The sequence below is a fragment of the Acetobacterium paludosum genome (genome assembly GCF_008086595.1).
GTDB classification, from domain to species: domain Bacteria; phylum Bacillota; class Clostridia; order Eubacteriales; family Eubacteriaceae; genus Acetobacterium; species Acetobacterium paludosum.
Genome location: NZ_RXYA01000023.1, coordinates 1 through 15,395 on the forward strand (window position 1 = coordinate 1; position 15,395 = coordinate 15,395).

Sequence of the window (15,395 nt, forward strand, 5' to 3'; positions counted from 1 at the left end):
GGCCCGGGTTGCCATGCAGATCGGGCTGACTTTGGCATGCCTGAATATGAAAAAACTGGCAAATCTGCTGTACCGAAAACGAATGCGTTTTGGGTTGCCTTCACGTTTTATTCTGTTTTTTCATTTTGGGGCAGCAATATAAAAACCCGACTACAGCTTTGTTTGCTTGTAATCGGGTTTGTCTTCGCTCTGAGAAGATACTTTCGTATCTTCTTTTTTAATGAGAAATAACCAAAGTATTGCAACGATAGTTTATATAACAATAAGTAGAAAGAGAACCATTAGACCGACGGCAAGGCTGATCAAATGCCGGTTCTTAAATCAATGATCAAATAAATAATAACTGCTTCATAAATAATGAAAAAGCCCTTCAAGAGTTAAACTTTTGAAGGGCTTTTTTTATTATTTATAATAAACAGTTAGGTGGTCTTTCAGCTATTAAGATGTCGTAAACCCAGAGCCCTGTAATCAAAGGGATTGGTTATATCCCGAGAATAAGGAACAGGAGCAATAATAAGTTCAACATGTTCATCAATGGCATCGTATTCTAAAATCAAGTTATTAAAAGCTTCGGTAATGCCTTGATTAATGAGCAATTGATTTTTTACGGAGGTATTTTCCATAATGATACTAAAAATACTTCCGTCCAGAATATAAATAAGATGGGTATTGTAACAATGCATCTTAATTATTTTCATAGTCTTGAAAAGAATTTCATCCCAAAGACGGGAACCGTTAATTGATTCAAGCGTTTTTAAATGGGAAATCGAAATCATTTCAAGGGTAAGAATGGTTTCGCCTTTAGCAGCTCGCTCCATGGCATACTTTAAATCTTTGTAATGTGCTTTTTCAATGGTCAGTCCCGGGCTTTCTTCCAGATTATCATAGGCAGCGAGCTGACGCTCCAGAGATTTTTTAAATTCAAAAAGCTCACGTATCTTTTTGATCAAAAGGGTGCTGCTCAATAAAAGCAGGGGAATAACAACAATCCAACCGATTTGATAGAGCTCAAAGGGGACTTCAAGATAAAAAATAGAAATGAGTGATATCACGATATAGCTGAACAAAAGAAGGATCATAAAAAAGATACTGGCACCAACCGGCATGGCAATTGTGAAAATCAAACAGGTAAATAGAATAAACAACACTGAGTAATCCACAAAATTAAAAGTGTAGGCGGCCAGTGTTAAAAAAACACCAAAGAAAGCAAGCCCAATAATAAAGAATATCAGAGGCATAAGCATGTCAATTAGGTTTGGTTTTTGAATAGGCGTCTTTTTTTCTTTAACGGGACTGGCTTTTTTCTCTTTTAAAACTGGGGCTTTAGAAGCTTTTATTGCTGCTTTGTTTTTGGTTTGAAAATCTTCTTTTGTTTCAGGCTCTAACGAATCTTCATTTAATATGAACGCATCAGAAGAGCCTTTTTCACTTTCAGATAGATCAGGACGAGTCGAAGTCTGAATTAATTCTTCAGGCTTTTCTTGTATATTTGAAAGGGCATCTGGCGGAATCAAGTCATTTGGCACTAGGGTTTCTTCGGCATAGTTATCGCTAAAAGAAGATGGTCGGCCGAGAATTTTTGAAAGTGTCGGAAGCTCTTCATCGTCATCTTCTTCTGTAGCTGTGGTATTGGTATCAAAAATACTGCTGCTTTTCGAGGCTTTATTAAGTAATAGATCATCGCCAGAAAAAGCTAACTGATTGCCCTTATTATCAAATGGTCGGGAATTAAGAACAGCCTGATCCAAAGCATCGTCATCAGAAATATCAATACCTGAAAGAAAATGGTCATCTGATTGAGTTAAATCCTGAAAATTTGTTTCAAAAATATTGGGATTCATTTCTTTAGAAATAATACCTTCTTCAACCAAGGATGCGAGTTTTTTATCAATACGGATCTCGCACTCTTGGATGGTATCGTCTAAAGTTTTCTTTTTTTTAAGAATAATATCCAATTTACTGGGCTGGATTTTTTCATTATCCATCATATTTCCATCGCTTTCGCATTTAAATTTCATTGCAATTTATATTTCATGATTGACTTTATCATCATAATCGAGGATGATAAAGAAAGTTTTAAAGAGGGATGCTTAAGAAAGCTAACATGGAGTAGTCCTCTATGACTTACCATTATAGCAAAGAATTCTTATATATTAAAGGGAAAAACTAAAAAATGCCAGCTCCCGAGGAATTTCTTTTTTATCAACAGGGTTTAGATTGTTTTCTTTTGTAAGAAAAGTTTCAAATGGCTGTTTTAAAGGAATTAAATTAACTGATGTAATTTGTTAACATTTTTTTGTGCATATGTGGATAAGATAGCAAAAAACAATCAACAGGCGATGAATAAATAAGATATTCTTGAAATCCCATGTTATCGGATGTTTCTGAGGATAATATGATAGCGAATAACATTTTATCCACAATTAGTGGATAAAAATCAATGTTTTGTGGACAAAGATTGTGAATAAACCCAAAATATCATGAAATAGTGCACAATGGAGGAATTAAATGTGGATAACTTATTAAAAAAAGGAGAGAGAATCGAGGATCTAGGACTTGAAAATCTCAAAATTATACAAAATCCGGAGTATTTTTGTTTTGGAATGGATGCGGTTTTGTTATCCTGGTTTGTTTCAAAACGGACGAAAGGATCAATCCATATTATCGATTTGGGAACGGGAACGGGTATTATTCCTTTATTGCTATATGGAAAAACACAGGCTCAATCCATTACCGGGTTGGAAATTCAGGAGCCTTTGGTGGAAATGGCCAGGCGGAGTGTGGCGCTTAACAGACTTTCAGCACAAATAAAAATTATTCATGGGGATATTACAAAACCGGGAGAAGAAATTATACCGAATTTTTATGATGTGGTGGTGAGTAATCCTCCCTATATGCGCGCTCAGGCGGGATTAAAAAATAAGCAGGAGACCAAAACAATTTCTCGTCACGAAATTTTATGTAATATCGAAGATATACTTATTTTCAGCAAGCGGATGCTTAAAGATCGGGGTCGATTATTTCTCGTTCATCGTCCTGAACGCCTTGGAGATATTATTTCACTCATGCGAACTTATAAAATTGAGGTCAAGCATCTTCAGTTTGTTTATCCTTCAATAAAAAAAGAGGCGAATCTTGTCTTGATTGAAGGGCGAAAAAGCGGACGACCAGGGTTGAAAGCAGATGCGCCCCTGATTGTTTACAATGAGGAAGGGCAGTATACACAGGAAATTTATGATATCTACGGAATGACAAAACCGGAATAAAAATTTATTCCGGTTTAAGTTCGAAAAATTTTGGAAATTAAAGCCAATTATATATCAAGGTTCAACCGTTAACTGGGTGAAGAATTAGCTTTTAGAAATGGAAGATGAAATTGTTATCGGGATTTTTTTACTTTTAAGATGCGGATATCTTCTCCGTGAAAAGCGATGGTTTTAAAATTTCCACATATTCGCGATGAAAGACGTTCATCGTAGATTTCCTGTATCTTTATAACGGTCAAATTGCTCGAAATGATCATTTTTTTATCGGCATTGAGGCGACTGTCGATTACTTCATAAAGCTGTTTCTGGCTGTACTCAGAAGAAAATTCAGCCCCCAGGTCATCGATGATCAGAAGGTCGCAAAGAATCAGCGGCTTGAAAATCTCTTCGGATGTTTTGCCTTCTTTGAAAAGCTGGTCTTGAATGCTGGAGACCAAATGGGCAGCGGTAACATAAACAATGCCGTAACCTTTTTCTGCCAGCTTGTTGACAATACAGTTGGACATAAAGGTTTTGCCGACACCCGGAGGTCCTGTAAACAGGAGCTGATCTTGTAATGAATCAAAATTTTGACAATATATTTGCATCAATTTTTTATTGGTCTGAGCATTTGATCTGGGGCTGGGGACGCCTTCGATCATGGGGATATCCGAATAATAATCAAAATTGAAAGTTTCAAAGGTTTCTTTCTGGGCTCTTGACTTTAAATCGTAGGTTGAAAAACTGACTTCCGACAGGCATTGGTTAAGGCATTGGCAAATATCTGAACCAATCATTCCGGTATCTTTACAGTGGGGACAAAAATAGGAATGGGACAGGAGATCCTCATGGCCCAAACATATTTCTTTCTTTCGGTCTTCCAATGCACTCATTTTGTTTCGAATGGCATCAGCTTTTCCCAAGTCATGGGCAATGGTCGCCCGGGTCAGGGCAATGCCCAGATGATTGATGTTACTGTCAATGGTAGAAAGTTCAGGTTTGTTTTTATAGAGGGTCTCTTTTCTCTTGCGCTGCCTAAACTGATAGGCGTTTTGCTTCTCAAGCAGCAATGCGTACGCAGCTTTATAGGTTTTCATCATCTACCTCCAGTTCCGGCCATAAATCTTCGGTAAATGCGACTTCCATATCCAGATAAGCCTGCTTACGGGAATCACTCATGGGTTCGACAGTCTCTTTTACCGCTTTTCGCGGCTTGGGTTTGTCATTTTTAATATCTTCAAGGGTCTTGAAGCCCTGTTCATGCCAATTCTTTAAGATGCCATCGATGTATTTCAGATTCGGTTTATTGGTTCGGGACAAGGCTTGAACAATGATTTCCATCGAGAAGCCATAGTCGAAAAACCAGATATCCATCATTTTACGTTCTGAAACCATGGGATTGCGCTGAATGCCAAGGTACTTGAAAATCTGATAGTAAGATTTTCTTTTTTGGGCAGATTCTTTAATGTAAGCTTCAGCTTCCAGGTGGTCCCGAACTTCGGCAGTGTAGAAACTTTTCGCAACAGTTTCTAAATAGCTGATTACCTGAGCGGGTGTAAAGGTTCGGTCTTTTTTATTGATCATATTGAGGGAATATTCCACAATGAGAATCACCGCTTCAGGCGTAAAATTATATTCACTCAGCCAATATTTAAAAAGCTGTGTTTCCTTACGGGAAATCGTTCGGCTTTCATACATATCCTGAATGGTTTCATACATCCGGCCAATCCGGTCTTCCATGGTATCGGTGGAATTTTGATGTCGAGGCACCGTTGTTTTGGGAACTTCCTCATTTTTATAGAGCATTGTGCCGGTGATGTTAAAAAAACGTACAAGAGCATCCCGGGTCCCTGTGTATTCGATAGAGATGATTTTTTCAGAAGCCCAGTAATCCCAGGCTTTTTTTACATCGGTTTCGAGTAAGTTTAAATCTTTCGCAATATCTTCGTTGCTAATAGGGGTCAACCCCTGGTTGAAGCAACGTTTCAGTCCATAGAGGTAGACTTTGACATAATCCCCTTGAGCCATCGGCATATAGTGGTTTATAAAAATATTTTCAATAGGCGTTACCCCCAAGTCATCATGGCTGGAAACTAATTCAAAACGGTTCATTTTTTACCTCATGTAATATAAATATTAAAACTCTTCAGTTCATCTAAAGATGATGTCACTATTATATCACATTGAATATAATTTGTGAGGAATTGATTTTTTCCTTAAGAACAGTAAAATAAAAAGAATGCCCGAAAAATTTATGGAGATGATAATAACAGAGCCTTGAAGGGGTAACAATATTATATTGGCTGAAATCAATCATTAATGATTGACAAATTCCATCAAACCATATATAGTGTTCCCAATAGGAACTACTAATTAGAAAAATAAAAAAGTGAAGCCAGCAAGGAGACGAATGATATGAATAAAAAACCGTTTGTGACAAAAAAACAATTGGCAGAAATTATAAAAAAATATCCGACACCTTTTCATATTTATGATGAAAAGGGAATCAGGGAAAATGCAAAAGCAGTAAGAGAAGCCTTTGCGTGGAACAAAGGATTTAAAGAATATTTTGCAGTAAAAGCAACGCCAAACCCGTTCTTGATTGACATATTAAGAGATTATGGATGCGGCTGCGACTGCTCGTCTTTAACAGAATTGATGCTTTCTAATGCGATGGGGTTAAATGGCGAGGACATCATGTTTTCATCGAATGAAACACCAGCCTGTGAATATGAGTATGCCAACCAAATTGGGGCGATTATCAATCTAGACGATTTTACACATATTGATTTTTTGGAAAAAACACTTGGAAAATTACCGGAAACGCTAAGTTGTCGATATAATCCCGGTGGAGTGTTTACTGTCAGCAATGGTATCATGGATAACCCCGGCGATGCAAAATATGGGTTTACAACGGAACAACTTTTTGAAGGATTTAAAATCATGAAAGAAAAAGGCGTTAAAAACTTTGGAATTCATGCATTTCTGGCCAGCAATACCGTCACCAATGATTATTATCCAATGCTTGCCAAACAACTTTTTAAAGTAGCGGTTAAGTTAAAAGACGAAACCGGAGCGGATATCAAGTTTATTAACCTTTCAGGAGGGGTTGGTATTCCTTATACACCGGATCAAACACCGAATGATATTCGGGTGATTGGTGCCGGGGTAAAAAAAGTGTTTGAAGAAGTACTGGTACCAGCGGGAATGGGAGATATTTCGCTCTATACAGAAATGGGGCGCTTTATGATGGGACCCTACGGGCACCTAGTGACGACTGCTATTCATGCAAAACATACCCATAAGGAGTACATTGGATGTGATGCATGCGCCGTTAACTTAATGCGGCCGGCAATGTATGGTGCCTATCATCATATTACCGTCATGGGTAAAGAAAATGCACCATGTAATCATAAATATGATGTTGTTGGTTCTTTATGTGAAAATAATGATAAATTCGCCATTGACCGAATGCTTCCGGAAATTGAAAATGGTGATCTGTTAGTCATTCATGATACCGGCGCCCACGGTTCTTCAATGGGATATAATTATAATGGCAAATTGAAATCAGCGGAACTTTTATTAAAAGAAGACGGCAGTGTTGAGCTTATTCGCAGGGCGGAAAGACCGGCGGATTACTTTGCCACATTGGATTGTTTTGATATTTACAAGAAGATGGGATTTTAATAAAAATCAATCAGCAGTACTTTTATTTGTGATTGTGCGGATAAACGAGAATAATAGCGCTTCAAACCCAAAATAAAAAGGGAATGAAGGGCTTTTTTTGTTTTGTTTATAAGATAATCTTTAGATTATCTGAAAATTATGTTATTATGTAGTACCACAGTGAATATAGTTTGTGAAAAATAAAAAAATACTGCAAAAAATTGCGATAAATACGAAGAGATTTCTTGATAATCTTTGAACTTATGATATAATTACCAATTGGATATTGCATATATGCATGCGTTGAAAGGAAAGTAATATGGATGTTTTTATTATAGAAGGAGGTAACCAGCTGCAAGGCGAGGTTACAATCTCCGGGGCGAAAAATGCTGTATTGGGAATTATTCCAGCTGCAGTACTCTGTGCCTGTTCAAGTAAAATAGAAAATGTTCCAGACATTAAAGATGTTAATAAAATGATTGACATTCTTGAAAAGCTTGGAGCTGAAATATATAGAGAAAATGATACCGTTATAATTAATACAGAAAAACCAATTTCATATGATGTTTCGGATTATGAAGAAGAAACCGGGCAAATGAGGGCGTCATATTATCTTTTGGGGGCGTTGTTGGGACGTTATAGAAAAGCGATTGTGCCATTGCCAGGAGGCTGCAATATTGGGGATCGGCCCATTGATCAGCATATAAAAGGCTTTCAAGCCTTAGGAGCAACGGTTGTGATTGAACATGGACAAGTGAAAATGGAGGCGCCTGAGCTTAAAGGCGCACATATTTTTATGGATGTAGTGAGTGTTGGCGCAACGATTAATATCATGTTGGCGGCTGTTCGAGCGGATGGAAAAACGGTCATTGAAAATGCTGCTAAGGAACCGCACATTGTCGATGTGGCCAATTTTCTAAATCTGATGGGTGCAAATATCAAAGGTGCCGGGACGGATGTTATCAAAATTACCGGGGTAGATGAAATGCACGGTTGTGAGTATTCAGTGATTCCTGATCAGATTGCTACTGGAACCTATATGATGGCAGCAGCGGCCACCGAAGGGGATGTGCTAATCAAGAATGTAATTCCCAAGCATATGGAAGCGATCACGGCAAAGTTGACTGAAATGGGAGTGACTGTTCGTGAAGAGGATGATGGTATCCGGGTTATTGGAAAGCGGCCGCTTAAGGCGGTGAATGTGAAGACTATGCCTTATCCCGGATTTCCAACCGATTTACAGCAGCCGATGGCGGTTTTAATGACGATTGCGGAAGGAACCAGCACCATTACTGAAAGCATTTTTGAAAGTCGTTTTAAATATGTGGATGAATTAAGAAGAATGGGAGCAAATATTTCCATTAATAGCAGAACCGCCAGTATTACTGGTGTTAAAGCTTTATCGGCGACAAAGATTCGGACAACGGACCTCCGAGCAGGGGCAGCCATGGTCTTGGCAGGACTGATTGCTGATGGAGAAACAAAAGTTACTGATATTATACATATTGATCGAGGCTACGAAAACCTCCAAGAAAATTTGCGCAATTTAGGAGCAGATATTCGGCGTGTTTCTGAAAAAGACAATCCGGGTATTTAACAATGATATTGCAAGGGTTTAACCTTAAAAAAATAAAGCTGGGTTAAGTCAACTTTAAGCAAGATTCGATAGGATAAATCCAGCAATCGGAGCTCTGGAAGATTCGGAATGGAATAATTTAAACTAATGAAATAATGAATATAGGGAGCGAAGATTGAAATTTTGTAGTTTATACAGTGGAAGTTCTGGAAACAGTTTATTTGTCTCAAATAAGAATACAAAACTACTTGTTGATGCCGGTCTCAGCGGTATCCGAATTCAGAGAGCTTTAACTGATATTGGGGAAAAATCAGATGAAGTTTGTGGAATTCTAGTAACCCATGAACATCGAGACCATATTCATGGACTTGGGGTAATGTCTCGTCGCTTCGACCTTCCGATTTACGCGAATGAAAAGACCTGGGAGGCGATGGTTGATGATTTAGGAAAGATTGCTCCTCACAATATTAAAACCTTTGAATTTGATAAGCCATTTTCAGTAGAGGACTTAGAAATTGAGGCGTTTAGAACATCACATGATGCTGCTGATTCAGCAGGGTTTATTATTAATGATGGTAAAAAACGTTTGGGAATTGCTACCGACTCGGGGATTATAACACCTGAAATGACAAAAGCCTTATTTGGCTGTGATTTGACACTTCTTGAATCCAACCATGATGTGTCGATGCTTGAGGCTGGAAGTTATCCTTTTTATCTAAAACAGCGGATAAAAAGTGATTATGGTCACTTATCCAATGAAATTGCGGGAAATTTAGCTTTGTCATTAGTCAAAAAAGGGACCAAACATTTAATATTAGCTCATTTAAGTGAGGAAAACAATTATCCGTTACTTGCATATGAAACGACTGCGAGAATTCTTGCCGGGGCAGGTGTTATTCTAAAAGAAGATGTCGATCTTTTTGTTGCCAAAAGATCTAGTGTAAGTGAGATAATAGAACTGTAAGAACTTTAACGAAAGTTGAGGTGAACCAATGAATGATGATCTAAAAGCTGATCTTGAGAAAGCTGATCTTAAGAAAGTTGATCTGAACAAAGAAAAGAAACACATCCCCCTGAAAATTTTCCCTTTATTGATTGGTCTGATTGGAGCGGTAATTGGTGGTTTGATTGTTGGAGGAGTGTTCTTAGGAATCAGTTATTTTAACGGCAATACCATTGTTCAGGGTGGAACGAAAGAAGTTATTGTTAATCAAGGCAGTGCCGATACGGTTGTAGAAGCGATTGCTCAGGTAGTACCGCCGTCAGTTGTTGGGATTGAAACCACTGAGACAGCCAAGACTACTTTTGGTCAAAAACAAGAAGAGACTGGCGTTGGTTCAGGATTTATTCTAACAAGCGATGGTTATATCGCAACCAATCAGCATGTTGCTTCAAATAGTGTCTCATCGATGAAGGTATCATTGGCCGATGGGAATACGTATGACGGTAAGCTCATTTGGTCTGATTCCACTCTTGATCTGGCAATTATTAAAATTGATGCCAAAGGTTTGCCAACACTTCAGCTGGGAGACTCCGATAATGTAGTGGTCGGAGCATTAGCCGTGGCGGTTGGAAATCCGATGGGACTGAATTTTGAGCGTACCGTTACTTCTGGGATTGTTTCTGCGCTCAATCGCAGTATTCCTTTGGATAATGGTATTGCTGAAGATTTGATTCAAACAGATGCTTCTATTAATTCAGGGAATAGCGGCGGTCCTCTTGTTAATAAAGATGGAGCGGTAATTGGTATTAATTCCTACAAGCTGACAACCGGTGAAGGAATGGGATTTGCAATTCCAATTAACATTCTTAAGCCAATTCTCAACGAAATCGTTGCGACGGGAAAATTCAATTCAACAGTCATGGGAATTACCGGATATGATCGTGCAATTGCAAATTACTATTTATCAGACAGCGCGGTTAATTTTTCAAAAGGTATTTATATTGCATCGGTACAATCAGGCGGCGGTGCCACTAATGCGGGATTAGCAGTTGGTGACATTATTTTGGATATCGACGGAACAGAAACAAATACCATGTTAAAAATGAAGGAAATTTTGTATGCTAAAAACGCTGGAGATAAAGTTTCGGTGACCTATCAACGAAATGGTCAAACGCTAACGACCGATGTGACAGTTTCGGCAGGAGAATAAAATCTGTTGAAACATGATTTTAAGACCTACGAAGTTCACTCATGGTGATAACAGGAAATCCTGTTATCACTTTTTTGTTATTCCAAAAAAGCGGTAAAACGAATTTATCAATGAGGAGAAGCAGTCTAGACGGCAATCATTTTAACGCAAAGAAGATTGTATGAAAAAAAATAAGATGATCCAAAACAATAGTGAATTTTATATTGATAGATGAGGCTATTGATGCTATAATAAATAATATTTGAAAAATCGTTCGGTAAATATCAATGAAGATATTCATCGAGTTTGCGATTAAATTTGAGAAGTTTGTAAAGGTAATAACGGGTTTTCCTGTTATCACCCGTTTTTTTTTGCAAAAATAATAATTGGATTCATTTATCAAAGGCGATAACAGTCAAGACTAGGCGTGAATAGTCTTGCTTGTTATTGCCTTTTTTTAGTTAATAGTGAAACAATTAGATGGTTAAAAAAGAAAGGGGGAGCTGTTAAAAAAAATGAAATCGTCATACGATTGATTAATAAAGTGTCCATAACTGCTGGTTATTCATTAAAGAAGGTTGATGCGAAGGGTAAAAACGTTTGCATTATTTGCCAAAAAGAAATTAGAGAAGAGGAAATTATTATGTTTAATTCTGGGGATATTGCATTTATTGCTATATGTTCAATGCTTGTGTTCTTTATGACGCCAGGTCTCGGACTGTTCTATGCTGGAATGGTTCGCAGAAAAAATGCCATCAATACGATCATGTCGGTTATGTTTTGCTGTGGTCTGGCTACGGTTATGTGGTTTGTTTTTGGTTATTCCTTATCATTCGGTCCAGATGCCGGAGGATTCGGTGTGATTGGAAATTTAAGTAATGTATTTTTCCACGGCGTCAGTGCTACGGAACCCGGTCCCTATGCCAGCACCATACCCGGCGCACTGTATGCCGTATTTCAGCTCGTTTTTTGTATTGTTACACCGGCCATTGTTGTCGGCTCATTGTCCGGAAGAATGAAATTCTCGGCATTGTTTGTTTTTGTAACCGCATGGCTGATTCTTGTCTACTATCCTATGGCTCATATGGTTTGGAGCAAGGGTGGTTTGATTGCAGGCCTCGGTGCGGTGGATTTTGCCGGAGGTTATGTTATTGAAATCAGCTCGGGAATTTCAGGTCTGGTTGCTTGTATTATTCTTGGTACCCGAAAAGGTTATGGAATTCAATCCTATCATCCCCATAATATTCCATTATTCGTTATTGGCGGCGGAATTCTGTGGGTCGGCTGGTTTGCGTTTAATGGCGGGTCGGCTTTGGGAGCCAATGAATTGGCCGTTCAGGCAATCGTCAATACAATGATCGCTTCGGCTGCCGCCATGTTAAGCTGGATGTTGATTGAAACAGTTCTTTATAAAAAAGTCACGGTTATGGGTGCCATGACCGGGTCAATTGTCGGATTGGTTGCTATTACACCTGGTGCCGGTTTTGTCCCATTTGAGGCAGCTTTGTTCATTGGCGGAATTGTCAGTCCGATTTGCTTCTTCTTTTTGTCAAAAGTCAAAGAAAAATTTGCCTATGATGATGCATTGGATGCTTTTGGATGTCATGGCATTAGTGGAATATGGGGAGTCATTGCGACTGGCTTATTTGCCAAAACGGCCATTAATCCGGTTGCTCAGTGGAATGGTTTGTTTTTCGGAGACACAAAATTGTTTAATGCCCAGATGATGGCATTAGGTATTTCCGTGATTTATTCGGCAGTCATGACAGGCGCAATAATGCTAATACTCAAAAAGGTGATGACGATTCGAGTATCGCCAGAAGAAGAAGCACTCGGTCTGGATATCAGTGAACACAGTGAATCGGCTTATCCGGCATTTTCAGGAATTGACCAATAGCGCATTATCGATTAGAATATAGTTATTAGGAAAGTATTTTATTTTTAATGAGTCAGGAAAGGAAAATAATATGAAATTAATCGAAGCAATCATTCGTCCGGAAAAATTGGAACCATTAAAGGATGCATTTCTGAAAGTTCAAATAAAAGGAATGAATGTTCGCCAGATTTTGGGGTGTGGCAATCAGCATGGTTGGATCGCTCATAACAGAGGATCATCCGTCATGATGAATATGCTTCCCAAAATAGAAGTTAAAATTGTTGTCGCTGATGATAAGGTGAAAGATACGGTTAAACTCATCATTGATACGGTCCGAACCGGTGAAATTGGTGATGGAAAGATTTTTGTTAAACCAGTTGAAGAATGTATCCGCATCAGAACTGGAGAAAGAGGCGATAAGGCTCTTTAAATGCCGGTTATTTATTCTGAATTTATAAAGAGGCTTTGCGGACGAACAGTTGTTGTGCAAATACTTTTTTCTTATTTGAACCATAGAAAAAAAAGAAAATCGTTTTCATAGCTGCTATTACAAAAAAAGTTCAAAATCCATATTGACAGAGCTGTTTTTGGATGTTATAATCAAAAACATCTTAAGAAATTGTTCAAAGAGTATCGATGGCGATAGTTTTGTTAAAGCATGATTCTTAGTACTAAGTTATTTATCAAAGGCGATAACAGGTTTTACCTGTTATCGCCTTTTTATTCAAAAAAAGAATAAGAACAAACAAATTTATCAATGGGGATAACAGGTTTTACCTGTTATCCCTGATTTTTTTTGCAAAAAAATAAAATAGTAAGTAGTTCAATTCATTTATCAATGACGATAATAGTCATGACTAGTATCGTCTTTTTTTAGAAATGAATAATGAAAGGAAAAAAGGGGAATAATAAAAGAATCAATAAGTCAATTGGTTATTTGAGATAAGATATTTGTTTGGTCAAACATCTTGTTTTATATAAAAATGATCAGAAAATCTGATCGAAATAATTAAGAAAAGAGGGATTTATCATGATTAATTCTGGTGATGTTGCATTTGTTCTCATTAGTTCAATGCTTGTATTCTTTATGACTCCAGGTCTTGGATTGTTCTATGCTGGAATGGTTCGCAGAAAAAATGCAATCAATACATTAATGTCTGTTCTATTTTGCTGTGGGTTAGCTACTGTTATGTGGTTTGCCTTTGGTTATTCAATGTCATTTGGTGAAGATGCCGGGGGACTTGGAGTAATTGGAAATTTAAGTAATGCATTTTTCAATGGCGTCAGTGCTACTGATGCTGGTCCATATTCCACCAGTATCCCCGCCGCATTGTTTGCAATTTTTCAATTGATGTTCTGTATTATTACACCGGCGATTCTTGTTGGAGCTTTATCAGGAAGAATGAAATTTAAAGCAATATTTATTTTTGTAGCTGTTTGGCTGATTCTTGTCTATTATCCACTGGCTCATATGGTTTGGGGTGTAGGTGGATTTATAGCTGGATTGGGAGCAGTCGATTTTGCCGGTGGTAATGTTATTCATATTAGCTCTGGTGTATCCGGTCTGGTAGCCTGTATTATTCTTGGCTCTAGAAAAGGGTTTGGAATACAAGCTTACCATCCACATAACATTCCAATGTTTTTCACCGGCGGCTTGATTTTATGGGTAGGCTGGTTTGCCTTCAATGGCGGGTCTGCTTTGGCAGCCAATGGATTAGCTGTTCAAGCAGTTGGAAATACTGTGATTGCATCATCGGCTGCGATGTTAAGTTGGATGCTGATTGAATCAATTCTTTATAAAAAAGTTACCCTTATGGGTGCAATGACAGGTGCAATTATTGGTTTGGTTGCGATCACTCCAGGTTCAGGTTTTGTACCGTTTGGAGCAGCTTTAGTAATAGGTGCTCTGGTTAGCCCGATTTGTTTCTTCTTTATAACAAAAGTTAAACAAAAATTTGGATATGATGATGCTTTGGATGCTTTTGGATGTCATGGTATTGGCGGAATATGGGGCGGTATTGCTACTGGACTCTTTGCCCAATCTTCCATCAATCCAGTTGCTCAATGGAATGGTTTATTTTTCGGAGACACAAAACTATTTGTAGCACAAATTATGGCAGTTTGTATTTCAGTGGTCTATTCTGCAGTGATGACAGGAATAATTATGTTAGTACTTAAGAAGGTTATGGCAATTCGCGTATCTCCAGAAGAAGAAGCTCTTGGACTGGATATCAGTGAACATAGTGAATCGGCTTATCCTGCATTTTCAGGAATTGACCAATAGAATTTTAGAAATTAAAGTATTGAAGTATAGCAGTATATTTTAATTTTAAATGATTCAGGAAAGGAAAATGATATGAAATTAATCGAAGCGATTATACGTCCAGAAAAACTAGAACCTCTAAAAGATGCATTCCTGAAAGCTCAAATAAAAGGAATGAATGTTCGGCAGATTTTGGGGTGTGGCAATCAGCATGGCTGGATAGCCCATAACAGAGGATCAGAAGTCATGATGAATATGCTTCCCAAAATAGAAATCAAGATTGTTGTAACTGACGATAAAGTAGAAGATACGGTTAAACTCATCATTGATACAGTACGAACCGGAGAAATCGGTGATGGAAAAATATTTATTAAATCAGTCGAAGACTGTATTCGAATAAGAACTGGTGAAAGAGGCGAAGGCGCTGTTTAAATGTTGAAAAAATCTTCTTTTTAGTTTTTTCTCAATCAAGCTCAATGTATTTGCAGAAGCAAATACATTGAGCTTTTATAAGTGCGCCCGGCATGGACGCAATCTAACGGGTGAAAGTCCCGAGTACAGGTAGGTAGTGCCAAGTGCATAGCTTAAGGCAAGGGTGTCCCCGGCGACGGGGAATCTGAAGGAAGCCGGCGGCAAA

12 protein-coding genes are annotated in these 15,395 nt (G+C 38.1%); 9 read left to right on the forward strand and 3 right to left on the reverse strand.

What is annotated here, in order from left to right:
• Window positions 1-431: 431 nt before the first annotated feature.
• Window positions 432-1,988: a diguanylate cyclase gene (locus FZC41_RS16700; RefSeq protein ID WP_148568589.1), complete on the reverse strand. Its 1,557-nt coding sequence runs from the start codon at window positions 1,986-1,988 to the stop codon at window positions 432-434.
• 522 nt (window positions 1,989-2,510) lie between these two features.
• On the opposite strand from FZC41_RS16700, the gene FZC41_RS16705 reads away from it, so the two are divergent.
• Window positions 2,511-3,266, forward strand: coding sequence for a tRNA1(Val) (adenine(37)-N6)-methyltransferase (locus tag FZC41_RS16705; RefSeq protein WP_148568590.1), 756 nt, complete (start codon window positions 2,511-2,513; stop codon window positions 3,264-3,266).
• 113 nt (window positions 3,267-3,379) lie between these two features.
• On the opposite strand, the gene FZC41_RS16710 is transcribed toward FZC41_RS16705, so the two are convergent.
• The gene (locus tag FZC41_RS16710) at window positions 3,380-4,345 is read right to left on the reverse strand and encodes an ATP-binding protein (protein ID WP_148568591.1); all 966 of its coding nucleotides are present in this window, start codon (window positions 4,343-4,345) and stop codon (window positions 3,380-3,382) included.
• A complete protein-coding gene (locus FZC41_RS16715; RefSeq protein ID WP_148568592.1) occupies window positions 4,329-5,357 on the reverse strand; it encodes a DnaD domain protein in 1,029 nt (342 codons plus the stop codon). Before FZC41_RS16715 ends, FZC41_RS16710 begins: the two co-directional genes overlap by 17 nt.
• 303 nt (window positions 5,358-5,660) lie before the next feature.
• On the opposite strand from FZC41_RS16715, the gene FZC41_RS16720 reads away from it, so the two are divergent.
• The 8 genes from FZC41_RS16720 (at window position 5,661) to FZC41_RS16755 (ending at window position 15,190) form a co-directional block, all read left to right on the forward strand.
• Window positions 5,661-6,932: a diaminopimelate decarboxylase gene (locus tag FZC41_RS16720; protein ID WP_148568593.1), complete on the forward strand. Its 1,272-nt coding sequence runs from the start codon at window positions 5,661-5,663 to the stop codon at window positions 6,930-6,932.
• Window positions 6,933-7,230: 298 nt separating this feature from the next.
• Complete coding sequence (locus FZC41_RS16725; RefSeq protein ID WP_148568594.1) at window positions 7,231-8,508, forward strand: UDP-N-acetylglucosamine 1-carboxyvinyltransferase; 1,278 nt, start codon at window positions 7,231-7,233, stop codon at window positions 8,506-8,508.
• 154 nt (window positions 8,509-8,662) lie between these two features.
• Entirely contained in the window at window positions 8,663-9,451 is a 789-nt protein-coding gene (locus FZC41_RS16730) for an MBL fold metallo-hydrolase (protein WP_148568595.1), read from the forward strand.
• Window positions 9,452-9,479: 28 nt separating this feature from the next.
• On the forward strand, window positions 9,480-10,640 hold the full coding sequence (locus FZC41_RS16735) for a S1C family serine protease (RefSeq protein WP_148568596.1): 1,161 nt from the start codon (window positions 9,480-9,482) through the stop codon (window positions 10,638-10,640).
• A 619-nt stretch (window positions 10,641-11,259) separates the two neighbouring features.
• Complete coding sequence (locus tag FZC41_RS16740; RefSeq protein WP_148568600.1) at window positions 11,260-12,516, forward strand: ammonium transporter; 1,257 nt, start codon at window positions 11,260-11,262, stop codon at window positions 12,514-12,516.
• A 70-nt stretch (window positions 12,517-12,586) separates the two neighbouring features.
• Window positions 12,587-12,925 (forward strand): P-II family nitrogen regulator, encoded by a 339-nt coding sequence (locus FZC41_RS16745; RefSeq protein WP_148568597.1) that lies wholly within the window; start codon window positions 12,587-12,589, stop codon window positions 12,923-12,925.
• 597 nt (window positions 12,926-13,522) lie between these two features.
• The gene (locus FZC41_RS16750; RefSeq protein ID WP_148568598.1) at window positions 13,523-14,779 is read left to right on the forward strand and encodes an ammonium transporter; all 1,257 of its coding nucleotides are present in this window, start codon (window positions 13,523-13,525) and stop codon (window positions 14,777-14,779) included.
• Window positions 14,780-14,851: 72 nt separating this feature from the next.
• A complete protein-coding gene (locus FZC41_RS16755; RefSeq protein ID WP_148568599.1) occupies window positions 14,852-15,190 on the forward strand; it encodes a P-II family nitrogen regulator in 339 nt (112 codons plus the stop codon).
• The last annotated feature ends 205 nt before the right edge of the window (window positions 15,191-15,395 follow it).